The organism is Streptomyces sp. NPDC057307 (genome assembly GCF_042667665.1).
Classification (GTDB): Bacteria; Actinomycetota; Actinomycetes; order Streptomycetales; family Streptomycetaceae; genus Streptomyces.
This window is the reverse complement of record NZ_JBHUZM010000116.1, coordinates 1-24869: the sequence shown is the minus strand read 5'-3', so window position 1 is coordinate 24869 and position 24869 is coordinate 1. Positions and strand designations below refer to the sequence as shown.

At 72.2% G+C, this 24869-nt stretch carries 19 protein-coding genes and 1 pseudogene; 7 read left to right on the top strand and 13 right to left on the bottom strand.

What is annotated here, in order from left to right:
- Positions 1-39 precede the first annotated feature (39 nt).
- The 6 genes from ACFUN8_RS29105 to ACFUN8_RS29080 form a co-directional block, all read right to left on the bottom strand.
- Positions 40-1602, bottom strand: coding sequence for a DEAD/DEAH box helicase (locus tag ACFUN8_RS29105; RefSeq protein WP_383643811.1), 1563 nt, complete (start codon positions 1600-1602; stop codon positions 40-42).
- Positions 1603-1696: 94 nt separating this feature from the next.
- Positions 1697-1900 (bottom strand): cold-shock protein, encoded by a 204-nt coding sequence (locus tag ACFUN8_RS29100; protein ID WP_015607926.1) that lies wholly within the window; start codon positions 1898-1900, stop codon positions 1697-1699.
- A 246-nt stretch (positions 1901-2146) separates the two neighbouring features.
- Positions 2147-2893 carry a VWA domain-containing protein gene (locus ACFUN8_RS29095; protein WP_383643808.1) on the bottom strand — a complete coding sequence of 249 codons (747 nt, stop codon included), beginning with the start codon at positions 2891-2893 and terminating at the stop codon, positions 2147-2149.
- A gap of 207 nt (positions 2894-3100) precedes the next feature.
- Positions 3101-4561: a glutamate synthase subunit beta gene (locus tag ACFUN8_RS29090; protein WP_383643805.1), complete on the bottom strand. Its 1461-nt coding sequence runs from the start codon at positions 4559-4561 to the stop codon at positions 3101-3103.
- Entirely contained in the window at positions 4554-9134 is a 4581-nt protein-coding gene (gene gltB / locus ACFUN8_RS29085; RefSeq protein WP_383643802.1) for a glutamate synthase large subunit, read from the bottom strand. Before gltB ends, ACFUN8_RS29090 begins: the two co-directional genes overlap by 8 nt.
- A gap of 469 nt (positions 9135-9603) precedes the next feature.
- On the bottom strand, positions 9604-10323 hold the full coding sequence (locus tag ACFUN8_RS29080) for a VIT1/CCC1 transporter family protein (protein WP_383643816.1): 720 nt from the start codon (positions 10321-10323) through the stop codon (positions 9604-9606).
- A 236-nt stretch (positions 10324-10559) separates the two neighbouring features.
- Between ACFUN8_RS29080 and ACFUN8_RS29075 the strand changes: the two genes are divergently transcribed.
- The 7 genes and pseudogenes from ACFUN8_RS29075 to ACFUN8_RS29045 all read left to right on the top strand — a co-directional run bounded on the left by ACFUN8_RS29075 (position 10560) and on the right by ACFUN8_RS29045 (position 18797).
- Entirely contained in the window at positions 10560-11591 is a 1032-nt protein-coding gene (locus ACFUN8_RS29075) for an ADP-ribosylglycohydrolase family protein (protein ID WP_383643799.1), read from the top strand.
- A 377-nt stretch (positions 11592-11968) separates the two neighbouring features.
- Positions 11969-13310 (top strand): annotated as a pseudogene (locus ACFUN8_RS29070) (ADP-ribosylglycohydrolase family protein); the annotation flags it as partial.
- Positions 13258-14448 (top strand): ADP-ribosylglycohydrolase family protein, encoded by a 1191-nt coding sequence (locus ACFUN8_RS29065; RefSeq protein ID WP_383643797.1) that lies wholly within the window; start codon positions 13258-13260, stop codon positions 14446-14448. The pseudogene ACFUN8_RS29070 and the gene ACFUN8_RS29065, both read left to right, overlap by 53 nt.
- The gene (locus ACFUN8_RS29060; protein WP_383643794.1) at positions 14445-15863 is read left to right on the top strand and encodes an ADP-ribosylglycohydrolase family protein; all 1419 of its coding nucleotides are present in this window, start codon (positions 14445-14447) and stop codon (positions 15861-15863) included. The genes ACFUN8_RS29065 and ACFUN8_RS29060 overlap by 4 nt, the downstream gene beginning before the upstream one ends.
- Positions 15860-16750, top strand: coding sequence for a ribokinase (gene rbsK, locus ACFUN8_RS29055; RefSeq protein ID WP_383643791.1), 891 nt, complete (start codon positions 15860-15862; stop codon positions 16748-16750). Before ACFUN8_RS29060 ends, rbsK begins: the two co-directional genes overlap by 4 nt.
- Positions 16747-17955: a CaiB/BaiF CoA transferase family protein gene (locus ACFUN8_RS29050; protein WP_383643788.1), complete on the top strand. Its 1209-nt coding sequence runs from the start codon at positions 16747-16749 to the stop codon at positions 17953-17955. Before rbsK ends, ACFUN8_RS29050 begins: the two co-directional genes overlap by 4 nt.
- Positions 17952-18797, top strand: a complete 846-nt coding sequence (locus ACFUN8_RS29045) for an HpcH/HpaI aldolase/citrate lyase family protein (protein ID WP_383643785.1) — start codon at positions 17952-17954, stop codon at positions 18795-18797. Before ACFUN8_RS29050 ends, ACFUN8_RS29045 begins: the two co-directional genes overlap by 4 nt.
- A gap of 87 nt (positions 18798-18884) precedes the next feature.
- Here the strand turns inward: ACFUN8_RS29045 and lgt are convergent, their stop codons facing one another.
- From lgt to ACFUN8_RS29010, 7 genes are all read right to left on the bottom strand, one after another.
- Positions 18885-19922 (bottom strand): prolipoprotein diacylglyceryl transferase, encoded by a 1038-nt coding sequence (lgt, locus tag ACFUN8_RS29040; protein WP_383643782.1) that lies wholly within the window; start codon positions 19920-19922, stop codon positions 18885-18887.
- Between the two features lie 102 nt (positions 19923-20024).
- Positions 20025-20870 carry a DsbA family protein gene (locus tag ACFUN8_RS29035; protein WP_383643780.1) on the bottom strand — a complete coding sequence of 282 codons (846 nt, stop codon included), beginning with the start codon at positions 20868-20870 and terminating at the stop codon, positions 20025-20027.
- Between the two features lie 75 nt (positions 20871-20945).
- Positions 20946-21758 carry a tryptophan synthase subunit alpha gene (gene trpA / locus ACFUN8_RS29030; protein ID WP_383643777.1) on the bottom strand — a complete coding sequence of 271 codons (813 nt, stop codon included), beginning with the start codon at positions 21756-21758 and terminating at the stop codon, positions 20946-20948.
- Positions 21755-23002, bottom strand: coding sequence for a tryptophan synthase subunit beta (gene trpB / locus ACFUN8_RS29025; RefSeq protein WP_383643774.1), 1248 nt, complete (start codon positions 23000-23002; stop codon positions 21755-21757). The genes trpA and trpB overlap by 4 nt, the downstream gene beginning before the upstream one ends.
- A gap of 135 nt (positions 23003-23137) precedes the next feature.
- Positions 23138-23362 (bottom strand): tryptophan biosynthesis modulator TrpM, encoded by a 225-nt coding sequence (gene trpM / locus ACFUN8_RS29020; RefSeq protein ID WP_383643771.1) that lies wholly within the window; start codon positions 23360-23362, stop codon positions 23138-23140.
- Between the two features lie 8 nt (positions 23363-23370).
- Positions 23371-24180, bottom strand: a complete 810-nt coding sequence (gene trpC / locus ACFUN8_RS29015) for an indole-3-glycerol phosphate synthase TrpC (protein WP_383643768.1) — start codon at positions 24178-24180, stop codon at positions 23371-23373.
- Positions 24181-24305: 125 nt separating this feature from the next.
- On the bottom strand, positions 24306-24743 hold the full coding sequence (locus ACFUN8_RS29010) for a DUF2752 domain-containing protein (RefSeq protein WP_383643814.1): 438 nt from the start codon (positions 24741-24743) through the stop codon (positions 24306-24308).
- Between the last annotated feature and the right edge of the window lie 126 nt (positions 24744-24869).

Below are 24869 nucleotides of genomic sequence, written 5' to 3'. Positions count from 1 at the left end.
GTCGGCCTGTCCGGCCCTCGACGCGAAGATCGGCGTCGGCTACGCCGCGGTGCGGCGACCGCCCTCGGCGCCGCGCTCCGGCGGCCGGCCACGACGACCGCCGCGGCTGCCTCGCCCGGAGCCGCCGGCACCCGCACCGGCCGCGCCCAGTCGGGCCCCGCCGCCGCCGCTGCCCGAACCGGCGCCGTTGCTCCGCCGCGCGGGACGCGACGCGCGCGCCTTCTGCGGCTTCTGTACGGCGGCCTGCGGCACCTCGATGGTGATCGCGACCCCGGAAGGCTCGCGGGCGCCGGTCAGCCGCGCCAGTTCCTCGTCGGTCGACTTCACGCTGGTGATCCGGGGGGCGATGCCCGCGTCGGACATCAGCCGCGTCATGTCCCGCTTCTGCTCCGGCAGGACGAGCGTCACGACACTGCCGGACTCCCCGGCGCGCGCGGTGCGTCCGCCCCGGTGCAGATAGTCCTTGTGGTCGACGGGCGGGTCGACGTTGACGACCAGGTCGAGGTCGTCCACGTGGATGCCGCGGGCGGCGACGTTCGTCGCGACGAGCACCGTCACCAGCCCGGTCTTGAACTGGTCGAGCGTCCGGTTGCGCTGCGGCTGCGACCGGCCGCCGTGCAGGCCCGACGCCCGTACACCGCTCGCCAGCAGCCGCTTGACCAGCCGGTCCACCGCCCGCTTGGTGTCCAGGAAGAGCAGCACCCGGCCCTCCCGGGCCGCGATCCGCATCGTGACGGCCTTCTTGTCCGTCTCGTCCATGACGTACAGGAGGTGGTGCTCCATCGTCGTGACCGCGCCCTGGGAGGGGTCGACGGAGTGGACGACGGGGTCGGTCAGGTACTGCCGTACGAGCCGGTCGATGTTCTTGTCCAGCGTCGCGGAGAACAGCATCCGCTGCCCGTCGGGCCGCACCTGCTTCAGCAGCGCGGTGACCTGCGGCATGAAGCCCATGTCGGCCATCTGGTCGGCCTCGTCGAGGACGGTGATGGTGACCTGGTCCAGCCGGCAGTCGCCACGCTCGATGAGGTCCTTGAGCCGGCCGGGCGTCGCCACGAGCACTTCGGCGCCGCGGCGCAGCTGACCGGCCTGCTTGCTGATCGACAGACCGCCGACGACGGTCGCCACGCGCAGGTTCACGGCGGTGGCGTACGGGGTGAGGGCGTCGGTGACCTGCTGCGCCAGCTCGCGCGTCGGCACCAGCACCATCGCGTACGGCGCGCGCGGCTCGGCGCGGCGGCCGGCGAGGCGGGCCAGCAGCGCGAGTCCGAAGGCGAGGGTCTTACCGGATCCGGTACGGCCCCGGCCGAGGATGTCGCGGCCCGCGAGGGAGTTCGGGAGGGTGGCGCCCTGGATCGGGAAGGGCTCGGTCACACCCAGTGAGGTGAGGGTCTTGAGCAGGGCCGCGGGCATGTCGAGCTCGTCGAACGCCTCGACGGCGGGCAGCGCGGGGGTGATGGTTTCCGGCAGCGTGAACTCCTGCGGGCGCGCGGCGCGGCGGACCGGCGTCTTTGCCGTGCCTTTCGCGGGGCTCTTGGCGCGGGAGTTGACCGGGCGCTTGCCGGCCGGGCGGGGTGCGCGGGCCGGGCGTTCGGAGCGAGTCATTCGGTTAAAGAACCTTCCTGGGCCTGTGGACAGCACAAGCCGGGACCCGCACCGTGCAGGTGCGGGCCCCGGCTGCGAGGTACGCGTCCGGAAATTAGGCCGGGACGATGTTCTCCGCCTGCGGGCCCTTCTGGCCCTGCGTGACGTCGAACGAGACCTTCTGGCCCTCCTGGAGCTCACGGAAGCCCTGGGTGGCGATGTTCGAGTAGTGGGCGAAGACGTCGGCGCCGCCGCCGTCCTGCTCGATGAAGCCGAAGCCCTTTTCCGAGTTGAACCACTTCACGGTTCCAGTAGCCATGTCATTCTCCTAAAACAGGTGCAGAGACGAATCCGCACTTCACGGATTCCTCGTCGCCGCATTGAGCCCCATCCGGAGAAGCCGGCGAAAACAATAAAATGCGCCTGAGGAACATTCCCGTCAGGCGCACATAAAGTTCATGGGTACCAAAACTGCAACGCAGTCAGCCTAGCACGCCCCCGGGGCCGACGTGGGCCCGACACGCCCGGGGCCGATCGAACGCCGTACGAGCGGTGTCGTGGCCGGTCAGCCGCGGACGATGCCCCGCGCGCGGGCCGCGCCGAGCCACTGCGGGAATTCCGCGACAAGCCGGTCGTACAGGACGTCGTCCGGCACCTCGCGGGGGTCGAGACCGGCGTGGAAGAAGCCCGCGTTGTCGACGGACCGCTTCTGCGGGACGGCCAACTCGTCAAGTTTCGAGAGGAAGTTGAACTGCGAGCTGCGCTTGTTCCCGAAGCCGACGAACTGCCAGAACAGTGGCAGTTCGGCCGCCTTGCAGAGATAGCGCTCGGCGGCGAGTTTGTTGATGGGCCCGCCGTCGGTCTGGAAGACCACCAGGGCGGGCGCGGTGGACCCGCTGTCCAGATAGTGGTCGATCACCGCGTCCATGGCGAGGTGGTAGCTGGTCTTGCCCATGTGCCCGAGCCCGGCCACGATCCGGTCGATACGGCCCCGGTGGTCGGCGAGCGCGATGTCCGTCTCGGCGTCGATGTCCGTGGAGAAGAACACGACGGGCACGACACCGTCGTCGTCCAGATTCGCCGAGAGGCCGAGCACCCGGTCGGCGAATGCCTGGACGCTGCCGTCCTGGTAGTACTCGCGCATCGATCCCGAGTAGTCGAGGACCAGATAGACGGCGGCGCGCTGACCGCTCATGCCGTGCTTGCGCAGTGAGACGCCCGCCGCCCGGTAGTGCTCGACGAGCGCGGGCGCGGTCTCCTCGACCTTACGAAGGCTGATCGCGGGGCCTCCCGCGAGGGGCGCTGTGGTCATGAGTGCTGCCGTTCACTCGACGAGGCCGACGGGGCCGTCACGGGCGCGGGGGGTGCGTCGAGATTACACAGCATCAGAAACACATGTCACGGCGCCCGCCGATGTCCGGTCGGGGACTGGCGGGCGCCGTGTCTTGCGGAGGGTCCAGGGGACGTCCCCCGGGCCGTCACCGCCCGTACGCCGTTGTACGGGACGTTCTCTTCTCCGTCAGACCGTGAGTGAGCGGTCCGTCGGACGGATCGGGGCGTGCAGATCGCTCGCTCCGGTCAGATAGCTGTCGACGCCGCGCGCCGCCGAACGGCCTTCGGCGATGGCCCACACGATCAGGGACTGACCCCGACCCGCGTCACCGGCAACGTACACGCCGTCGACGTTGGTCGCGTAGTCGGCGTCCCGTGCGATGTTGCCGCGCGCGTCCAGTTCGAGGCCGAACTGGTCGACCAGGCCGTTCTCCTGGTCGGTGCCGGTGAAGCCCATCGCGAGGGTGACCAGCTGGGCGGGGATGGTCCGCTCGCTGCCCGGCTTCGGCACCGGACGGCCGTCGGCGAACTCGACCTCGGTGAGGTGCAGCGACTGGACGTTGCCGTACGCGTCGCCCTCGAAGTGGGTGGTGGAGACGGAGTAGATCCGCTCGCCGCCCTCCTCGTGCGCGGAGGTGACCTTGTAGAGCATCGGGAAGGTCGGCCAGGGCTGGTTCGGGGCCCGGTCCTCGCCCGGCCGGGGCATGATCTCCAGCTGGGTGACGGACGCGGCGCCCTGGCGGTGCGCCGTACCGACGCAGTCCGCGCCGGTGTCGCCGCCGCCGATGACCACGACGTGCTTGCCCTCGGCGCTGATCGGGGAGACCGTCAGGTCGCCCTCGCGCACCTTGTTGGCGAGCGGCAGGTACTCCATGGCGAAGTGGATGCCCTTGAGCTCACGGCCGGGCACGGGCAGGTCGCGGGAGACGGTGGCGCCGGCCGCGATGACCACGGCGTCGTAGCGCCTGCGGAGCTTCGCCGCGTCGATGTCGCGGCCGATCTCCGTCTCCGTACGGAACTTGGTGCCCTCCGCGCGCATCTGCTCGATACGGCGGTTGATGTGGGACTTCTCCATCTTGAACTCGGGGATGCCGTAGCGCAGCAGGCCGCCGATGCGGTCGGCGCGCTCGTACACGGCGACCGTGTGGCCGGCCCGGGTGAGCTGCTGGGCCGCGGCCAGGCCGGCCGGGCCCGAGCCGATGACGGCGACGGTCTTGCCGGACAGCCGCTCCGGGGGGCGTGGGACGACGTCGCCGTTGTCCCACGCCTTGTCGATGATGGAGACCTCGACGTTCTTGATGGTGACGGCGGGCTGGTTGATGGCCAGGACGCACGCGGACTCGCACGGCGCGGGGCAGAGCCGGCCGGTGAACTCCGGGAAGTTGTTGGTGGCGTGCAGGCGCTCGCTCGCCGCCGTCCAGTCCTCGCGGTAGGCGTAGTCGTTCCACTCGGGGATGAGATTGCCGAGCGGACACCCCTGGTGGCAGAAGGGGATGCCGCAGTCCATGCAGCGCCCGGCCTGCTTGCTGATGATCGGGAGCAGCGAGCCCGGAACGTAGACCTCGTTCCAGTCCTTCTTGCGCTCCTCCACGGGGCGGGTCTTGGCCGTCTCACGCCCGGTGGTCAGGAAGCCCTTGGGGTCAGCCATTGGTCGCCGCCTCCATCATCTTCTCGGTGGTCTCCTGCTCGGAGAGACCGGCCAGCTCAGCGGCGTCCTTGGCGGCGAGCACTGCCTTGTAGGTGGAAGGGATGATCTTGCTGAAGCGGGCCACGGAGGTGTCCCAGTCGGTCAGCAGCTTCTCGGCGACGGTGGAGCCGGTCTCCTCGTGGTGGCGGCGCACGACGTCGTGCAGCCACTCCTTGTCGGTCGCGGAGAGGTCGGTCTCGACGGCGCCGAGGTTGCCGGCGTTGACGTTGTCCGGGTCGAGGTCGATGACGTACGCGACGCCGCCGGACATGCCGGCCGCGAAGTTGCGTCCCGTCTCGCCGAGTACGACGGCGTGGCCGCCGGTCATGTACTCGCAGCCGTGGTCGCCGACGCCCTCGGAGACCACCGTGGCGCCGGAGTTGCGGACGCAGAAGCGTTCGCCGGTGCGGCCGCGCAGGAACAGTTCGCCGCCGGTCGCGCCGTACGCGATGGTGTTGCCCGCGATGGTCGAGTACTCGGCGAGATGGTCGGCGCCCCGGTCGGGGCGGACGACGACGCGGCCGCCGGAGAGGCCCTTGCCGACGTAGTCGTTGGCGTCGCCCTCCAGGCGCAGCGTGACGCCGCGGGGCAGGAAGGCGCCGAAGGACTGGCCCGCGGAGCCGGTGAAGGTGATGTCGATGGTGTCGTCGGGCAGGCCCGCGCCACCGAACTTCTTGGTCACCTCGTGGCCGAGCATCGTGCCGACGGTGCGGTTGATGTTGCGGATGGCGATCTGCGCGCGGACCGGCTGGGCGGCCTCGGCGCTCTCGGCACCGAGCGCGTCGGCGGCGAGCTTGATCAGTTGGTTGTCGAGCGCCTTGGCGAGGCCGTGGTCCTGCTCGACGGTGCGGTGGCGTACGGCGCCGGCTCCCAGGATCGGTACGTGGAAGAGGGGCTTGAGGTCCAGGCCCTGTGCCTTCCAGTGGTTCACGGCCCGCTCGGTGTCGAGGAACTCGGCGTGGCCGACGGCCTCTTCGAGAGTGCGGAAGCCCAGCTCGGCCAGGAGCTCGCGGACCTCCTCGGCGATGAACTCGAAGAAGTTGACGACGTACTCGGCCTTGCCGGAGAAGCGCTCGCGCAGCACCGGGTTCTGGGTGGCGATGCCCACCGGACAGGTGTCGAGGTGGCAGACGCGCATCATGACGCAGCCGGAGACGACGAGCGGCGCGGTGGCGAAGCCGAACTCCTCGGCGCCCAGCAGCGCGGCGACGACGACGTCGCGGCCGGTCTTGAGCTGGCCGTCGGTCTGGACGACGATGCGGTCGCGCAGCCCGTTGAGCAGCAGGGTCTGCTGGGTCTCGGCGAGGCCCAGCTCCCAGGGGCCGCCCGCGTGCTTGAGCGAGGTGAGCGGGGAGGCGCCCGTACCGCCGTCGTGTCCGGAGATCAGGACCACGTCGGCGTGGGCCTTGGAGACACCGGCGGCGACCGTGCCGACGCCGACCTCGGAGACCAGCTTCACGTGGATGCGGGCGGCCGGGTTGGCGTTCTTGAGGTCGTGGATGAGCTGGGCGAGGTCTTCGATGGAGTAGATGTCGTGGTGCGGCGGCGGCGAGATGAGGCCGACGCCGGGGGTGGAGTGCCGGGTCTTGGCGACCCACGGGTAGACCTTGTGGCCGGGCAGCTGGCCGCCCTCGCCGGGCTTGGCGCCCTGGGCCATCTTGATCTGGATGTCGTCGGCGTTGACGAGGTATTCGCTGGTGACGCCGAAGCGGCCGGAGGCGACCTGCTTGATGGAGGAGCGGCGCCTCGGGTCGTGGAGCCGGTCCGCGTCCTCGCCGCCCTCGCCGGTGTTGGACTTGCCGCCGAGCTGGTTCATCGCGATGGCGAGGGTCTCGTGCGCCTCGCCGGAGATGGAGCCGTACGACATGGCGCCGGTGGAGAAGCGCTTGACGATCTCGGAGACGGGCTCGACCTCGTCGAGGGCGACCGGCTCGCGGCCGGAGTCGAAGTTGAAGAGTCCGCGCAGCGTCATGAGGCGCTCGGACTGCTCGTTCACCCGGTCCGTGTACTGCTTGAAGATGTCGTAGCGGCGGTTGCGCGTGGCGTGCTGGAGCCGGAAGACCGTGTCCGGGTCGAAGAGGTGCGGCTCGCCCTCGCGGCGCCACTGGTACTCGCCGCCGATGTCCAGCGCGCGGTGCGACGCGGAGATGCCGGAGGCCGGGTAGCCCTTGGCGTGGCGGGCGGCGACCTCCTGGGCGACGATGTCGAGCCCGGCGCCGCCGATCTTGGTCGCCGTACCGCTGAAGTACTTCTCCACGAAAGCCTCGTCGAGGCCGACGGCCTCGAAGACCTGTGCGCCCCGGTAGGAGGCGACGGTGGAGATGCCCATCTTGGACATGACCTTCAGGACGCCCTTGCCGAGGGCGTAGATCAGGTTGCGGATGGCCTGCTCGGGCTCCAGGCCCTCGATGAACGTGCCCGCGCGGACGAGGTCCTCGACGGACTCCATGGCGAGGTACGGGTTGACGGCGGCGGCGCCGTAGCCGATGAGCAGCGCGACGTGGTGCACCTCGCGTACGTCGCCGGCCTCGACCAGCAGTCCGACCTGGGTGCGCTGCTTGGTGCGGATGAGGTGGTGGTGCACGGCGGCGGTGAGCAGCAGCGACGGGATGGGCGCGTGCTCGGCGTCGGAGTGCCGGTCGGAGAGCACGATGATGCGCGCGCCGCCCTCGATGGCGGCGTCGGTCTCGGCGCGGATCTCCTCGATGCGGGCGGCCAGGGCCTCGCCGCCGCCGCTGACCCGGTAGAGGCCGGAGAGCGTGGCGGCGGTCATGCCCGGCATGTCGCCGTCGGCGTTGACGTGTATGAGCTTGGCCAGCTCGTCGTTGTCGATCACCGGGAACGGCAGTGTGACGCTGCGGCAGGCGGCGGCGGTCGGCTTCAGCAGATTGCCGGCGGGGCCGAGGGTGGAGCGCAGCGAGGTGACGAGCTCCTCGCGGATGGCGTCCAGCGGCGGGTTCGTGACCTGCGCGAACAGCTGGGTGAAGTAGTCGAACAGCAGCCGGGGGCGGGCGGAGAGCGCGGCGATGGGGCTGTCGGTGCCCATGGAGCCGAGCGGTTCGCCGCCGGTGCGGGCCATCGGGGCGAGGATGATCCGCAGCTCCTCCTCGGTGTAGCCGAAGGTCTGCTGGCGGCGGGTGACGGAGGCGTGCGTGTGCACGATGTGCTCGCGCTCGGGGAGGTCCTCCAGCTCGATCTCGCCGGCTTCCAGCCACTCCTGGTAGGGCTTCTCGGCGGCGAGGGTCGCCTTGATCTCGTCGTCCTCGATGATGCGGTGCTCGGCGGTGTCGACGAGGAACATCCGGCCGGGCTGGAGGCGGCCCTTGCGGACGACCTTCGCGGGGTCGATGTCGAGGACGCCGACCTCGGAGGAGAGGACGACGAGGCCGTCGTCGGTGACCCAGTAGCGGCCGGGGCGCAGTCCGTTGCGGTCGAGGACCGCGCCGACCTGGACGCCGTCGGTGAAGGTGACGCAGGCGGGGCCGTCCCAGGGCTCCATCATCGTGGAGTGGTACTGGTAGAAGGCGCGCCGGGCGGGGTCCATCGAGTCGTGGTTCTCCCACGCCTCGGGGACCATCATCAGTACGGAGTGCGGCAGCGACCGGCCGCCGAGGTGGAGCAGTTCCAGGACCTCGTCGAAGGACGCCGAGTCGGAGGCGTCGGGGGTGCAGACCGGGAAGGTGCTCTCCAGCGTGCGGGGGTCGTCACCGAACACGTCGGAGGCGAGCAGGGACTCGCGGGCCTTCATCCAGTTGCGGTTGCCCTTGACCGTGTTGATCTCGCCGTTGTGGGCGACGAAGCGGTACGGGTGGGCGAGCGGCCAGCTCGGGAAGGTGTTGGTGGAGAAGCGCGAGTGGACCACGGCGACGGCGGTCGCGAAGCGGCGGTCGGAGAGGTCGGGGAAGAAGGGCTCCAGCTGGCCGGTGGTCAGCATGCCCTTGTAGACGATCGTGCGGGCGGAGAGCGAGGGGAAGTAGATCCCGGCCTCGCGCTCGGCGCGCTTGCGCAGGACGAACGCCTTGCGGTCGAGGTCGATGCCGGTGCGGGCGGCGTCCCCGGCGCGGGCGGCGACGAACAGCTGGCGGAAGACCGGCATCGTGGCGCGCGCGATGGCGCCGAGCATCTGCGGGGCGACCGGCACGTCGCGCCAGCCGAGGACGTCGATGTCCTCCTCGGCGGCGATCGTCTCGATCTGTGAGACGAATTCGTCCGGGTTCTCGGCGGGCAGGAAGGCGATTCCGACGGCGTACGAGCCGGCCTCGGGCAGCGTGAAGTCGGTGACCTCGCGCAGGAAGGCGTCCGGGATCTGGAGCAGGATTCCGGCGCCGTCGCCGGAGTCGGGCTCGGAGCCGGTGGCGCCGCGGTGTTCGAGATTGCGCAGTACGGTCAGCGCCTGCTCGACCATCTCGTGGCCGGGCACACCGGTCAGGGTGGCCACGAACCCGACGCCACAGGCGTCGTGCTCGTTACGGGGGTCATACATGCCCTGCGCAGCGGGGCGGCCATCCATGGGCGACCAGGCGTCGAAACGCATCGGCTCTCCCGTCGTCGTCGTGGCATTTGCGATGAACCGAGGGACGACGTTGGCCCAGGGCAAAATTTCGTGCAGGTTACATGATGGGTCGGCTGCTCAGGAAGCGGAAAGCTGATTCCAACATGTGGACGCCGTGCGTGGCCGCCGTACGTGGCGGCGAAGGTAGGCCAGAGGTGATCGGAGGCGAACGGAACGCCGGACACCGGACCACGGCGGAGCGGGCTTCTTTGCCCGCAGCGCCTACGGCTCATGCCCGGAGTTCAAGCGTTCGAAACAACCGGGTAACGGCTAGATATGTGACGCCATGCATAGTGTCCCACCCGAGTGGGGCAACCGCCGATGGATGGTCGAGGGATGTTCGTCACCACAGTGACGGCACCGCCCCGACCGCGCAATATGTCGCGGGTGGGGCGTCTGTCCAAGGGTGCCGTACGAGCCGGGCGCAGCCCTCCTGCCAACCGTACGCGCCTTAGACGGCGGCTCCGAAGAGCGTCCCGAGGCCGTAGGTGAGCGCCGCCGCCGTACCACCGAGGACGAGCTGGCGCAGACCGCTGTACCACCAGCTGCGCGCGGTCACGCGCGCCACCAGCGCGCCGCAGGCGAAGAGACCGACCAGGGCCACCAGCACGGCGGGCCACAGGACGGTGGCGCCGATCAGATACGGCAGGACGGGCAGCAGGGCGCCCAGGGCGAAGCAGCCGAACGACGACACCGCGGCGACCATGGGCGACGGCAGATCGTCCGGGTCGACCCCCAGCTCCTCGCGCGCGTGGATCTCCAGGGCCAGCTCGGGGTCCCGCGAGAGCTGCTCCGCGACCTGGCGGGCGAGGTCCGGTTCGACACCGCGCGACACGTACAGCTCGGCCAGCTCCGCCATCTCGTCCTTGGGGTGCTTGCGCAGCTCCCGCCGCTCCACGTCCAGCTCCGCCTGGACCAGCTCGCGCTGGGACGCGACGGAGGTGTACTCCCCCGCCGCCATCGAGAAGGCGCCGGCCGCCAGGCCCGCGAGACCGGTGATGACGATGGTCTGCCGGTCGACGGCGCCGCCCGCGACACCGGTCATCAGGGCGAGGTTCGAGACGAGTCCGTCCATCGCGCCGAACACCGCGGGACGCAGCCAGCCGCCGTTCACATCGCGGTGCGTGTGATTGTCGCGGTGCGCTCCGTGGAGCGACGCCTCGTTGTCCATGACGGACACGGCTGTCCCCTTTCCCTGCTGGTCCCGCTGTTCCCCGGTGGCGGGACACCCCGCCACGGCTTCGAAAGTACGCACGAAACGGGGCTCCCGCCAGCAAGGAAAGCCATGCTTACCAAGGGCCTGTCGGGTGACAGCGACGCAGGTCGGACTCCTCGGGGACGTGGCGTGGGAGGCATACGGGGAAGAGGGACCTCTCCGGGGGCCCGATGCGTGCGAAAGGCCCCGCGATGGAGTTGACCGCCTGCGGTTCCGGCCCGGTTCCGGGTGTCGCCGCTCTGCGGGAACGGGCGCGTGGCGCGCTGCTCGGCCTCGCCGTCGGCGACGCGCTGGGCGCGCCCGCCGAGAACATGCGGCCCTCGGAGATCCGCCGCCGCTGGGGCCGTATCGAAGGCTTCGTCACCGACAGCCCGGCGGGCACCGACGACACCGAGTACACGATCTTCTCCGGTCTCCTGCTGGCCAGACACGGCTCGGCCCTGACCGTCACCCATGTCGAGAACGCCTGGCACCACTGGCTGGCCGACCTCGACGAGGGCCCGTTCCGGGGAGCCGGTTTCAGCGAACGCGGCACGCTGGAGAATCTGCGCCGGGGCCTCGCCGCCCCGATCACCGCCCAGCACCGGCACGCCTGGAGCGACGGCCTCGCGATGCGGGCGGCCCCGTTCGGCGTCTTCGCCGCGGGCCGCCCGGCCGAGGCGGCCCGCCTCGTCGCGGTCGACGGCACCGTCAGCCACGACGGCGAGGGCATCTACGGCGGCCAGGCGGTGGCGGCCGGTGTCGCCGCCGCGATGACGGGCGCGGGCCCGGCCTCCGTGGTCGCGGCGGCGCTCTCCGCGATCCCGATGGACTCCTGGACGGCCCGCTCCCTGCGCCGCGCGGTGGTCGCGGCGGGCCGCGAGTACCCCGACACACTGACCATGGAGCGGGCGGTGCGCTCGGCGGTCGTCATCGGCGGCTACCCGTGGACGGACCTGGCGCCGGAGGCGGTGGGCCTGGCGTTCGGCGCGTTCGCGGCGGCCCGCGGGGATTTCCGTACGTCGGTCCTGACGGCGGTCAACATGGGCCGCGACGCCGACACCACGGCGGCGGTCGCGGGAGCGCTGTCGGGGGCGGTGTCCGGAGCCGCGGCGATCCCCGAGGAATGGTCCTCGGCGATCGGCCCGGTCCACGGCAGCTGCCTGCCGTCGATGCGCGGCTACCACGTCCTGGACATCGCGGACCTGCTGACACCGGACGACGACGGGCAGGGGGCGGCGTGATGGGCGGGTCGGGGACCGAGTACGCGGGCGAGGGCGACGAGCTGCGGGCTTCGGCCGTGTACGCGGGCGACGACGACGAGCTGCGGGCGGAGGCCGTGTACGCGGGCGACGGCGACGAGCTGCGGGCTTCGGCCCAGGGGTGTCCTCAGGCGCCGGAGGGGCTGGGGGTGGCGGGGGCGCCGGCCGGCGAAGGGGTGGGGACCAGGGACGATCCGTATGGCGGGCGGGGCCGGGCCCGCGCGGGGACTGGGGACGAAGCGGTCGCCGAGCGGCACCCCGCCCGGTCGGAGACCGGAGACGAACCGATCCGCAGACGCCTGTCGGCCAAACCGCCGAACGACGACCGGCCCGCCGCCGGACAGGTCCCGGTCCGCCCGGTGAACGACGACCGCCCCGTCGCCGGCGCGCCCCGTTGTGGGCATCTCGGCGGCGGCGAGCGGCAGGCGACCCGCACACGTCCCGGCGTCAGGCCCCTCCCCGAGCCGAACCGGGTCGAAGGGCTGTTGCTCGGGCTGGCCGCCGGGGATGCCGCCGGGTGGCCCGCCGCGCGGCATCGGGCCGCGCGGATGCCCGAGTGGACCCGGCGGCTCACCCGTGAGCTCGACACCTTCGCCGAGCAGAACGCGACCACCACCCTCCCCGTACCCATCGCCCTCAACCAGCCCCCCGAGCCCCTGCGCCTCGGCCCGTCCGACGACGCCGAGTGGGCCGCCTTCGCCGCCGAGACCGTGCTCACCGCATTCGGCGATCTCTTCGTCGGCCTCCCCGCCGACCGCCGGACGCGCGCCGCCGTCGACCTCGCCTGGAACACCCTCGCCAGCGAGGTCGCCGCCGCGGCGGACCGGGCGCCCGAGGTGGAGTCCGCCGTGCTGCCGCTCCGCGCCCGGATCTCCGTACGCGCCGGGCTCGGCAATCTCGCCACCGGACTGCGCCCGCCCGCGACCGGCCACGACAACCCGCACTACTTCGACGACGCGGCCTGCGTACGGGCCGTGGTGCTGGCCGTCGTCCATCCGGGACGGCCGCACGCCGCCGCCGAACTCGCCGAGTTCGACGCCCGCTACACGCAGGACGGCGACGGGGTGCACGGCGCCCGCGCGATGGCCGCCGCCGTCGCCGCCGCGCTCGGCGGGGCCGACACCGAGGCGGCCGTCGCCGCCGCGCTCGAACAGCTCCCGGACAGCACGGAGATCGGCCGCAACGCCCAGCACGCCGTCAAGCTGGCGAGGGACTTCGCGCACGAGCCGGCCGGCGCGTTCGCACTGGTCCCGCTGCTGGAGCATCAGATCGTCGACCACGTCTACAGCTACGGCATCGCGGCTGCGGAAACCGTCCCCGTCGCCCTCGCCCTGACCGTCGCCTCCGGCGGCAGCGTCTCCGCCGCCGTACCCGCCGCCGCCTGCCTCTCACGCGTCGCGGACTCCGCGCCCGCGCTCGCCGGCGCGCTGACCGGGGCGCTCGGCGGCGGCACGGCCGTACCCCCGACCTGGCGCGACGCCTGCCGCACCCTGGCGGGCTGCGCGCTGCCCCGCCTCGCCGGTACGGATCTGGTCGAACTCGCCGGGCTGTTGACGCGCACACTCGCCGCGGCGGACCACAACTCCCCGTAGCGCCACGGGCGGCGAGCTTCACCCCGACGGGACGCACCCGGGTGGACAATTCCGGCATGACGACGCTCACACCATCCGCGACGCCCACCCCCACGCCCTCCCCCGCACCGACCCTCGAAGACCGGATCACCGGCAGTCTCGTCGGCGCGGCCGTCGGCGACGCGCTCGGCGGCCCCGTCGAGGGCTACACCCCCGAGCAGATCGTGGACCGGCACGGCGGCCGGGTGTCCGGCATCGTCGGTCCGTGGAACGAGGACTGGCGTACGGCGCGGCCCATCGCCCCGTACCACAAGGGCGACGGCCACGTCACCGACGACACCTTGCTGACGCACGCCCTGGTCCGGGTGTACGACACGGTCCGCGACCACCTCGACGCGTACGCCGTCGCCGACCATCTCGTCCCCGATCTGATCTCCACACCGCGCTGGATCCCGGAGTTGGAGGCGGAGGCGCTGCCGCTGCAGCGGATCTTCCTCGCCGAGAAGTGGCTCGTCGCCCGTATCCACTACGGGCACGTCGACCCCCGCGAGGCGGGCGCCGGGAACATCGTCAACTGCGGTGCGGCGATGTACATGGCGCCGGTGGGGCTCGTCAACGCGGCCAATCCGGCGGCGGCGTACGCGGAGGCCGTCGACGTCGCCGGCGCGCACCAGTCCTCGTACGGCAGGGAGGCGGCCGGAGTCCTCGCGGCGGCGGTCGCGGCGGCGTGTGTGCCGGGGGCGACGCCGACGAGTGTCGTCGACGCGTGCCTGGCGCTCGCGAAGGACGGGACGCGTGCCGCGATCGAGGCGGTGTGCGAAGTGGCCGCCGCCTACGAGGACTTCGAGCCCGCGCTGCGTCCCTTGCGGGAGGCCGTCGCGCCGTTCGACACGGTGGGCCCCGACTACCGCGCCCCGTCCCTCGGCGCGCGCCGGCCCTCCCGGCTGCACTCCATCGAGGAACTGCCCGTCGCGCTGGGCATGTTGCTCATCGGCGACGGCGACTACCGCCGTACGGTGCTGGGTTCGGTCAACTACGGCCGCGACTGCGACTCGATCGCCACGATGAGCGGGGCGGTGGCCGGGGCGCTGTCCGGCGAGTCGACGGTCCCGGCGGAGTGGTCGGAGCAGGTCGCGGAGGCGAGCCGCCTCGATCTGCGCGGCCCGGGGCGGACGTTGACGGAGGTCGCGTACGAGGTCTACGCACGGGACTCGGCCCGCCGCCGCACCCATGAGTCGGCCTTCGACGCGCTGACGGTGGCGCGATGACGGAGCCGCTGCTGCGGGTGACCTGGGTCCAGCCGGAGGACCTGCTGGGCCATGAACTCCGCCAGGCTTCCGAGGACGGCCGCGACGCGTCGGCGGTCGCCACCACCTGGCACACGTCGGGCGGCCCCCCGTCCCCGCCCCGCGCGGGCGCGTCCACCCCACCGGCACCCCCGGAACTGCGCGCACTGGCCCTGACACTGCTGGACGAACTGGCCCACCTGCCAACGCCGTTGGCAGCGAAGGAACCGACGGCGCTGGCGGAGATCGTGCGCGCGTGCGGCGACGGGTGGCCGACGGCCACGACCACCCCACCGGGGTCCGGGGGCCCGCCCCCGGTTTCGGGAAGGGGCGGGATCGGGGAAAGCCTCAACGCCCACCAGCTGCACGCCGCCTGGCTCGGCCGCGCCGCCGGATGCCTTCTCGGGAAGCCCGTCGAGAAGCTCGGACTCCCCGCCATCCGCGAACTCGCCCGCGCCACCGGCAACTGGCCCCTCACCACCTGGTTCACCGCCAAGGGCCTCCCCCCGGACCTCGCCGCCGCGCACCCCTGGAACCGGCGCTCCGCCGGCAACTCCCTCGCCGAGAACATCGACGGCATGCCCGAGGACGACGACCTCAACTACCCGCTTCTCAATGTGCTGTTGCTCCAGCGGTACGGCCGCGCCTTCCGCACCTCGGACGTCGCCCGCCTCTGGCTGGACGAGTTGCCCGCGGGGCGTACGTTCACCGCCGAGCGCGTCGCGTACCGCAATCTGCTCTCCGGGATCGAGCCGCCGGACACCGCCCGGCACCACAACCCGTTCCGGGAGTGGATCGGCGCGGCGATCCGCGCCGACGTCCACGGCTGGGCGCACCCGGGCGACCCCGCGTCGGCCGCCGCCCAGGCGCACCGGGACGCGGCGCTGACGCACACCGCCAACGGTGTGTACGGCGCGATGTTCGTCGCGGGCACCATCGCCGCGGCCGGCGGCGGCGCGGACGTGCACGCTTCCCTCCGGCAGGGCCTGGCCGTCGTACCCCCGCGCTCGCGCCTCGCGCAGGCCGTACGCGACGCCGTCGAGACCGCTCGCGCGCACGACAGTTTCGACACCGTCGTCGACCGGTTGCACGCCGACCACGACCACTACCACTGGGTCCACGCCGTCCCCAACGCCGCGCTCCTCGCCGCCGCCCTGACCCACGCCGACGGCGACTTCACCGGCGCCATCTGCCGCGCCGTGTCCGGTGGTTGGGACACCGACTCGAACGGGGCGACCGCCGGTTCCGTCGCCGGTCTGCTCGCCGGGCACCCGGACCGGCTGCCCGAGCGGTGGACTGCGCCGCTCAAGAACCGGCTCGCCACCTCCGTCGTCGGATTCGACGGCATCGGCTTCGACGAACTCGCCCGACTCACCCAGGAGGCACTCCGCCCATGACCGGCATCGTGGTGCTCGGCAGCACCAACATGGACCTCGTCGCGTACGTCGCGCGGGCCCCGAAGCAGGGGGAGACCGTCACGGGGCGTGAATTCCGTACGGTCCCCGGCGGCAAGGGCGCCAACCAGGCCGTCGCCGCCGCCCGCGCGGGTGGCGACGTGGCGATGATCGGCGCGGTCGGCGCCGACGAGTTCGGCGTACGGCTCCGGCACACGCTCTCCTCCTCCGGCGTGGACACCGACCTCCTCCACACCGCCGAAGGCCCGTCCGGCACCGCGCACATCGTCGTGGACGACGACGGCGGCAACGCGATCGTCGTCGTTCCCGGCGCGAACGGCACCCTCACCGCGCTCGGCCCCGGCGAGGAGACCCTCATCGGCACCGCCGGCTCGCTGCTCCTCCAGCTCGAACTCCCGCTGAGCGTCGTGCTCGACGGCGCGCGGGCGGCCGGACGGCACGGGGTACGGACGATCCTCACCCCCGCCCCGGTCCAGCCGCTGCCGCCCGAACTCCTCACCGCCACCGACCTGTTGGTGCCCAACGAGCACGAGGCCGCCGCGCTCGCGGGCGTCGCCGACCCGTACGCCGCGGCCGAGGTGTTGCTCCGTCAGGTCCCCGAGGTCGTGATCACCCTGGGCGCGGCGGGCTGTCTGTACGCGGCGCACGGCGCCGAGCCCGTCACCGTCCCCGCGCCGAAGGTCACCGCCGTGGACACGACGGGCGCCGGCGACACGTTCGTCGGGGCGCTCGCCGTGGCGATCGGCGAGGGCCGTCCGATGGCCGCGGCGACGCGCTGGGCGTCGGCCGCCGCCGCGCTCTGCGTCCAACGCCACGGGGCGTCCACGTCCATGCCGTACCGCTCCGAGATCGACGAGGCCGCCTCATGACCGCCGACCCGCACACCACTCCCCCGCCCCTGCACGGCCTGCGCGTTCTCGACCTCGCCACCCTCTTCGCCGGTCCGCTCGCCGCCACCATGCTGGGTGACTTCGGCGCCGAGGTCATCAAGGTCGAGCACCCCACCCGCCCCGACCCGTCGCGCGGGCACGGCCCCGCGAAGGACGGTGTCGGCCTCTGGTGGAAGATCCTGGGCCGCAACAAGCGCACCATCACGCTCGATCTCGCCTCCCCGCGCGGCCGTGACGTCCTGCTGCGGCTGGCCGCCGACGCGGATGTGATCGTCGAGAACTTCCGCCCCGGCACACTGGAGAGATGGGGCCTCGGCTGGGCCGAACTCGCCGCCGTCAACCCCCGGTTGGTCCTCGCCCGGGTCACCGGCTTCGGGCAGTTCGGGCCGTACTCCCACCGCCCCGGGTTCGGCACGCTCGCCGAGGCGATGAGCGGGTTCGCCGCCATGACCGGCGAGCCCGAGGGGCCGCCGACGTTGCCCCCGTTCGGGCTGGCCGACTCGATCGCCGCGCTGGCCACCGCGTACGCCGTGATGACCGCGCTCAACGGCCGGGCGACGACGGGCCGGGGCCAGGTGGTCGATCTGGCGATCATCGAGCCGATCCTGACGGTGCTGGGGCCGCAGCCGCTCTGGTACGACCAGCTCGGCTACGTCCAGCCCCGTACCGGCAACCGCTCCCGTAACAACGCCCCCCGCAACACCTACCGCACCGCCGACGGCTCCTGGCTCGCGGTCTCCACCTCCGCCCAGTCGATCGCCGAGCGCGTGATGCGCCTCGTGGGGAGGGAGGAGCTGGCGGCCGAGCCGTGGTTCGGCAGCGGCGGCGGGCGGGCCGAGCACGCCGACGTGCTCGACGAGGCGGTCGGCGACTGGATCGCCCGGCATTCACGCGAGGACGCGATGGCCGCGTTCGAGAAGGCGGAGGCGGCCATCGCGCCCGTCTACGACATCCGCGACGTCATGGAGGACCCGCAGTACCGGGCGCTGGACAGCGTCACCGAGATCCCCGACCCGGAGCTGGGCCCGATCCGTATGCAGAACGTCCTCTTCCGGCTCTCCGAGACCCCCGGCTCCATCCGCTGGGCGGGCCGCCCGCACGGCGCCGACACGGACGCCGTCCTCACCGAGCTGGGTCTGTCGGCACCGGAGATCGCCGCCCTCCGTACGGAGGGTGCGCTGTGACCGGCGGACCGGGGTCCGGGCACACCCGGCTGACCTGGCTGTACGTGCCCGGGGACCGGCCCGACGTCGTACAGAAGGCGCTCGCCTCGGGCGCCGACGCGGTGATCGTCGACCTGGAGGACGCGGTGGCCCCCGACCGCAGGGAGTACGCGCGCGCCGCGACGGCCGAACTGCTCGCCTCGACCTCCCCCGAAGCGGGCCCCGGCTCCACCCCCGTCCATGTCCGTATCGCCGACGAGGCCGACCTCTCCGCGCTGGCCGGGCTCCCCGGCCTGGCCGGCCTGCGGCTGCCGAAGGTCACCCGCGCCTCGGACATCCACCGGGTCGCCGCCATCGCCCCGGACACCCCGCTGTACGCGCTCCTCGAATGCGCCCTGGCCGTCGAGAACGCCCACGCCATCGCCGCGGCCCATCCCGCCGTGCGGGGTATCGCACTCGGCGAGGCCGACCTCCGCGCCGATCTGGGGGTACGGAACGACGCCGGGCTCGACTGGCCGCGCGGCCGCGTCGTGGTGGCGGCGCGGGCCGCCGGTCTGCCGGCGCCCGTCCAGTCCGTCTTCCCCGACGTGCGGGACCTGGAAGGGCTGGCCGCCTCGTGCGCGCACGGCCGCTCGCTCGGCTTCTTCGGGCGGTCGGCGATCCATCCGCGCCAGCTGCCGGTGATCGAGCGCGCGTATCTGCCGACGGCGCGCGAGGTGGAGTCGGCCGCCGAGATCGTCGAGGCGGCAGCCACGGGCACGGGGGCGCTGGCGCTGCCGGACGGGCGGTTCGTCGACGCGGCGATCGTGGCGGCGGCGCACCGCACGCTGTTCCTGGCCGGGCGGGCGACCGCGCGGGCCTGACCGCCCCCAGCGGTACGCGAAAGGGCCGCCGGACCCCTGAGGAGGCCCGGCGGCCCTTTCGTGGTGCGGTGTGCGGGGGGGGCAGGGTCAGGTGTTCTTGGCCGCCGCGGTGTCGGCACTGCCCCCGGCGTCGACCTTCGCGTCGGCATCGGCACCGGCTTCGGCGTCCGCCCCGGCGCTCTTGGGGTCGTCCGCCTTCTTGATCGAGACCTTGTCGTCGGCCTCGGCGGCGTCGGCCGCGTCGCTGTCCTTGCCGTCCTTGCCGTCCGTGGACTTCGCGTCCTTGGACTTGCCGCCCTTGACCAGCGTCTCCCGGTCCGGCTCGACGATCTCCTCGCGCCCCGGCCTGATCCGCGCCGAGATCACGATGTACACGACCGCCAGCACGAAGACGACGATCGCGGTCCACACGTTGAGGCGCAGCCCCAGCACGTGGTGGGCCTCGTCGACACGCATGTACTCGATCCAGGACCGGCCCACACAGTACGCGGCGACGTACAGCGCGAACGCCCGTCCGTGGCCGAGCTTGAAGCGGCGGTCGGCCCAGACGACGAGCAGCGCGACACCGACGCACCACAGCGACTCGTAGAGGAACGTCGGGTGGTAGGTGCCCGCCTCGCGGTTCACACCCTCGCTGATCTTCACGGCCCACGGCAGATCGGTGGACTTGCCGTACAGCTCCTGGTTGAACCAGTTGCCCCAGCGGCCGATGGCCTGGGCGAGCACGATCGCGGGTGCGATGGCGTCCGCGTAGGCGGGCAGCGGGATGCCCCGGCGGCGACAGCCGATCCAGGCGCCGACGGCGCCGAAGGCGATGGCGCCCCAGATTCCGAGGCCGCCCTCCCAGATCTTGAAGGCGTCGACCCAGTCCTTACCGTCGCTGAAGTACAGCTGGTAGTCCGTGATCACGTGGTAGAGCCGGCCGCCGACAAGTCCGAAGGGCACGGCCCAGACGGAAATGTCCGCCACGGTGCCGGCCTTGCCGCCGCGGGCGATCCAGCGCTTGTTGCCGTACCAGACGGCGACGAAGACACCGAGAATGATGCAGAACGCGTAGCCGCGCAGCGGAAGTGGTCCGAGATGGATCACGCCGCTCGACGGACTGGGGATATAGGCAATGTCCATGGCGGTTCCGACGCTACCGTGCCGGGCGGGGCCTACGGCAACCCGCCCGGCAACGTCTGGATAACGAGCCCGCGCGGGACCGGCCCCGCGCGGGCCGTCGATTCAGGAGGGGGAGGCCCCGGTGGTGGGCGGGGTCGCCGGTGCGGTGCCGGGCTGCTTGCCCTTGTTGGCCTCCGTGACCCACCGCTTGAAGTTGGCCGGAGTGATGTCCTCGCCGCCCTTCTTGGGGAAGACGGATTCACCGTTGAGCAGGACGGTCGGCGTGCCGCTGAAGCCGCCGTTCTGGAAGGCGGTGTTCGAATTCGCCACCCATTTGTCGTGCTTGCCGTCCTCGACGCACTGCTTGAAGCCGGGGGCCGACTCCAGACCGTCGACCTTGCCCGCGAGCTCCAGCAGCTTGGCGTTGTCGGCGAAGGCGTCGTCGGGCTCCGGCGGCTGATTCTGGAAGAGCGTGTCGTGATACGGCGCGAACTTGCCCACGTCCTGGGCGCACGCCGCCGCGTTGGCCGCGCGCAGCGAGCCGCTGCCGCCCATGTTGCCGTCGATGATCGTGGCGAGGTGGTAGTCCACCTTGAGCTGGCCGGCCTCCTCCAGCTCCTTGATCGTGTCCCGGAACGCGTTCTCGAACTGGCCGCAGGCCGGGCAGCGGAAGTCCTCCCACACGGTGAGGGTCGACGGCGCGTCGGCCCTGCCCACGGGGATCGACAGCTCGTCCTTGCCCTGCGCGCCCGACGGCGCGAGCACGGGGCCCGCGGCGGCGCTGCCGCCCTTGTCCTTGTTCGCGTTGGTGGCGACGAGTCCGATCGCCGCCGCCACGCCCAGCACGCCCACCACCGCCGCCGAGACGATCAGGGTGCGCTTGCGCCGCTCTCGCCTCTTCTCCTGCTCACGCTGCTCCTGGAGCCGCTCTCGGGCGCTCCTCTTTGCCTCACGGTTCTTCTCGCTCACGCCACAGCAACGAACCGGGGAGGCGCGTACGCACCTCCCCGGTCCCAGGTCCACCCGTACGAGCTACCTCACCCGTCAGCGCTTGCGAACGCCTTCGGCCAGGTCGGCGGCGAGCGCGCGGACCGCGACCAGCCCGGCCGCGCGGTCGGGGGCGTCCAGCATCAGCTTGACGAAGGCCGAGCCGACGATGACGCCGTCGGCGAAGGCGGCGACCTCGGCGGCCTGCGCCGCGTCGGACACCCCGAGCCCGACGCACACCGGCAGATCGGTGGTGGCGCGGGTCCGTCGCACCAGGTCCTGGGCCTGGGCGCCCACCGACTGGCGGGTGCCGGTGACGCCCATCAGGGAGGCGGCGTAGACGAATCCGGAGCCGACGGCGGTGATCTTCGCGAGCCGGTCGTCCTTGCTGCTGGGCGCGACCACGAAGACGGTGGCCAGCCCGTGCTTGTCGGCGTGCTGCCGCCACACGTCGGACTCCTGTACGGGCAGGTCGGGCAGGATGCATCCGGCGCCGCCCGCCTCGGCCAGCTCGGTGGTGAACCGTTCGATGCCGTACCGGTCGATCGGGTTCCAGTACGTCATGACCAGCACCGGCTTTCCGGTGGCCTCGTACGCCTCGCGGACCGTACGCATCACGTCCGCGATCTTCACGCCGCCCTTGAGGGCGACGTCGTCGGCGGTCTGGATGACGGGCCCGTCGAGCACCGGGTCGCTGTGCGGCAGCCCGACCTCGACGACGTCGGCTCCGCCGTCGAAGACGGCCTTCACGGCGTCGATGCCGCCGTCGACCGTCGGGAAGCCGGCGGGCAGGTAGGCGATGAGGGCGGCGCGTCCCTCGCTCCTCGCGGCGGCGAGGGTGTCGCTCAACAGCTGGATGTTCCCGCTCACTTGGCGCTCTCCCCGTCGTACAGCCCGAAGTAGCGGGCGGCGGTGTCCATGTCCTTGTCGCCGCGCCCGGAGAGGTTGACGACGATCAGACCGTCCTCCCCCAGCTCACGGCCGACCTCCAGCGCCCCGGCGAGCGCGTGCGCGCTCTCGATGGCCGGGATGATGCCCTCGGTGCGGGACAGCAGCAGCAGCGCCTGCATGGCGTCGTCGTCGGTCACGGCCCGGTACTCGCCGCGCCCGCTGTCCTTGAGGTACGCGTGCTCGGGGCCGATGCCGGGGTAGTCGAGTCCGGCGGAGATCGAGTAGGGCTCGGTGATCTGGCCCTCCTCGTCCTGCAGGACGTAGGACCGCGAACCGTGCAGGATGCCGGGCTCGCCGGCGCTCAGCGTCGCCGCGTGCTCGCCGGTCTCGATGCCGTGGCCCGCGGGCTCGCAGCCCACCAACCGTACGGCCGCGTCGGCGAGGAACGCGTGGAAGAGACCGATCGCGTTGGACCCGCCTCCCACACAGGCGACGGCCGCGTCGGGCAGCCGGCCCGCCCGCTCCAGGATCTGCCGCCGCGCCTCGACGCCGATGACACGGTGGAAGTCGCGCACCATCGCGGGGAAGGGGTGCGGTCCGGCGACGGTGCCGAAAAGGTAGTGCGTACGGTCCACGTTGGCGACCCAGTCGCGGAACGCCTCGTTGATGGCGTCCTTCAGGGTGCGGCTGCCGGATTTCACCGGCACGACCTCGGCGCCGAGCATCCGCATACGGGCGACGTTGAGCGCCTGGCGCTCGGTGTCGATCTCGCCCATGTAGATGGTGCATTCGAGCCCGAAGAGCGCGCAGGCGGTGGCGGTGGCGACGCCGTGCTGTCCGGCGCCGGTCTCGGCGATGACGCGGGTCTTGCCCATGCGCTTGGTGAGCAGCGCCTGGCCGAGCACGTTGTTGATCTTGTGGGACCCGGTGTGGTTCAGGTCCTCCCGCTTGAGGAACACCCGGGCGCCGCCGGCCTCGGCGGCGAACCGCGGGACCTCGGTGAGGGCGCTGGGGCGGCCGGTGTAGTTGACCATGAGGTCGTTCAGCTCGGCGGTGAAGGCGGGGTCGCCCTTGGCCTTCTCGTACTCGACGGCGACCTCGTCGACGGCGGCGACGAGCGCCTCGGGGATGAACTTGCCGCCGAACGCGCCGAAGTAGCCCTCGGCGTCGGGGCTCAGTCCCACGGGGTCGGGAATGAAGAACTCGGAGGATGGGGTGGTCACGGATGATCTCCTCGTAGAGCAACGGGTGGGTGCACCGTATGCGCCATGAGCGAGGGGGCCCGCACCCCGCGTGGGCGGGGGAGGGCGCGGGTCGTTCTGACCCGGTCTTCCGGACGTGTGGCCGCCGCGGCGGACCTAGGGCCTGCGGTGGTGGCGTTCGGAAGGGCCTCGCCGGAGCGCGGCCCCGCGCCATCGCATGCCGTTGACCTGACCGGGTTCGTCACCGATCACGTACCGCACCCGCCGTCCGCGCACGCGCCTGGCCGGGGCCCGGCAGCCGCGCGGACGGCACCCGCGCGCCAGGGGCGCGTGGGGCACGCGCACGGCGGCCAGGGTTCCGGAGGCGGTCGGGGTGGGCATGCGGCGAGTCAGCTCCGACCGTGCCGCAGCGCCGGGTGGGCGCCCGCGGCGACCAGATCGGCCACCGCCGACCTGGGGTCGCGCCCGGTGACCAGGGACTCGCCGACGAGCACCGAGTCGGCGCCCGCGTTGGCGTACGCGATGAGGTCGTGCGGTCCGCGCACACCGGACTCGGCGATCTTGACGATGCCGTCCGGGATCTCGGGGGCGAGCCGCTCGAACGTGCCGCGGTCGACCTTCAGTGTCTTGAGGTCACGCGCGTTGACGCCGATGATCCTCGCCCCGGCGTCGACCGCGCGCTCCACCTCGTCCTCGTCGTGCACCTCGACGATCGGGGTGAGTCCGATGGACTCGGCGCGCTCGATGAGCGAGACCAGCGCGGGCTGCTCCAGGGCGGCGACGATCAGCAGGGCGAGATCCGCGCCGTACGCGCGCGCCTCCCACAGCTGGTACGCCGTGACGATGAAGTCCTTGCGCAGGACGGGGATGTCGACCTTGGCCCGGACGGCTTCGAGGTCGGCCAGCGAACCGCCGAAGCGGCGCTGCTCGGTCAGTACGGAGATGGCGGCCGCGCCGCCCGCCTCGTAGTCGGCGGCCAGTCCGGCGGGGTCGGCGATCGCGGCCAGCGCGCCCTTGGAGGGGCTGGAGCGCTTGACCTCGCAGATCACCGTGACGCCCTCGCCGCGCAGTGCGGCGACGCCGTCCTTGGCCGGCCGCGCCTTGCCCGCGCGCTCCTTGAGCTCGTCAAGGCTGACGCGCGTCTGCCGCTCCGCGAGGTCGGCGCGTACGCCTTCGATGATCTCGTCGAGCACACTCACGCGAGCGGCCCCCTTCCGGGAACGGTGTCGGATTCAGCCATGGATCAGGATCAGCCATGTCGATGGTATCCGGAGGAGGGCCGAGGGCCCGCATCCGCCGGTCGAGCCTCCCGTCACCTGGGACTTCATGGGGCGAGCGACGAGCCGAAAGGCAGGTTCCGTACCACGGTGAAGACCAGGATCACCGCGCCGACCGCCCAACCCGAGAAGGGTGGCACCGAGACCCGGACCGGTGTGCCGCGAACGACGCGAATCAGCCACACGAGCCAGACCACGGCGAAGACGCCGTAACCGATGACGGCGAGCGCGTTGGCACCGAGGGCGGCGGCGAGGTCACCGTGCGCCACGGCGTGGGCGCTGCGCAGTCCGCCGCAGCCGGGGCAGTAGAGGCCGGTCATGCTGAGCAGCGGGCAGACGGGGTAGTGGCCGCTCTCGTTGGGGTCGACCAGGCCGACGTACGTGAAGGCGGCGACGACACCGGCGAGCGTGCCCAGCGGGGCGAGGAGCCGCCGGGCGCGGGCCGCCGGAGCGGGGGCCGGGGGCGGCGCGGCGGGTACTGGCATGGCGTCCACCGGGTGATTGTCCCCCGCGCGGGCGGGAAAGCGCAGCCGGGCCCGTACGCGGGTCGCCGCCACGCGACGAGGCGCGACCCGCCGTGGCGGGTCGCGCCTCGTGTCACGGTGCGGGAC

Coding starts and splice junctions, on each gene's coding strand:
- ACFUN8_RS29105 (WP_383643811.1), bottom strand. CDS start 1,602: ATGACTCGCTCCGAACGCCCGGCCCGCGCACCCCGCCCGGCCGGCAAG.
- ACFUN8_RS29100 (WP_015607926.1), bottom strand. CDS start 1,900: ATGGCTACTGGAACCGTGAAGTGGTTCAACTCGGAAAAGGGCTTCGGC.
- ACFUN8_RS29095 (WP_383643808.1), bottom strand. CDS start 2,893: ATGACCACAGCGCCCCTCGCGGGAGGCCCCGCGATCAGCCTTCGTAAG.
- ACFUN8_RS29090 (WP_383643805.1), bottom strand. CDS start 4,561: ATGGCTGACCCCAAGGGCTTCCTGACCACCGGGCGTGAGACGGCCAAG.
- gltB (WP_383643802.1), bottom strand. CDS start 9,134: ATGCGTTTCGACGCCTGGTCGCCCATGGATGGCCGCCCCGCTGCGCAG.
- ACFUN8_RS29080 (WP_383643816.1), bottom strand. CDS start 10,323: ATGGACAACGAGGCGTCGCTCCACGGAGCGCACCGCGACAATCACACG.
- ACFUN8_RS29075 (WP_383643799.1), top strand. CDS start 10,560: ATGGAGTTGACCGCCTGCGGTTCCGGCCCGGTTCCGGGTGTCGCCGCT.
- ACFUN8_RS29065 (WP_383643797.1), top strand. CDS start 13,258: ATGACGACGCTCACACCATCCGCGACGCCCACCCCCACGCCCTCCCCC.
- ACFUN8_RS29060 (WP_383643794.1), top strand. CDS start 14,445: ATGACGGAGCCGCTGCTGCGGGTGACCTGGGTCCAGCCGGAGGACCTG.
- rbsK (WP_383643791.1), top strand. CDS start 15,860: ATGACCGGCATCGTGGTGCTCGGCAGCACCAACATGGACCTCGTCGCG.
- ACFUN8_RS29050 (WP_383643788.1), top strand. CDS start 16,747: ATGACCGCCGACCCGCACACCACTCCCCCGCCCCTGCACGGCCTGCGC.
- lgt (WP_383643782.1), bottom strand. CDS start 19,922: ATGGACATTGCCTATATCCCCAGTCCGTCGAGCGGCGTGATCCATCTC.
- trpM (WP_383643771.1), bottom strand. CDS start 23,362: ATGCCCACCCCGACCGCCTCCGGAACCCTGGCCGCCGTGCGCGTGCCC.
- ACFUN8_RS29010 (WP_383643814.1), bottom strand. CDS start 24,743: ATGCCAGTACCCGCCGCGCCGCCCCCGGCCCCCGCTCCGGCGGCCCGC.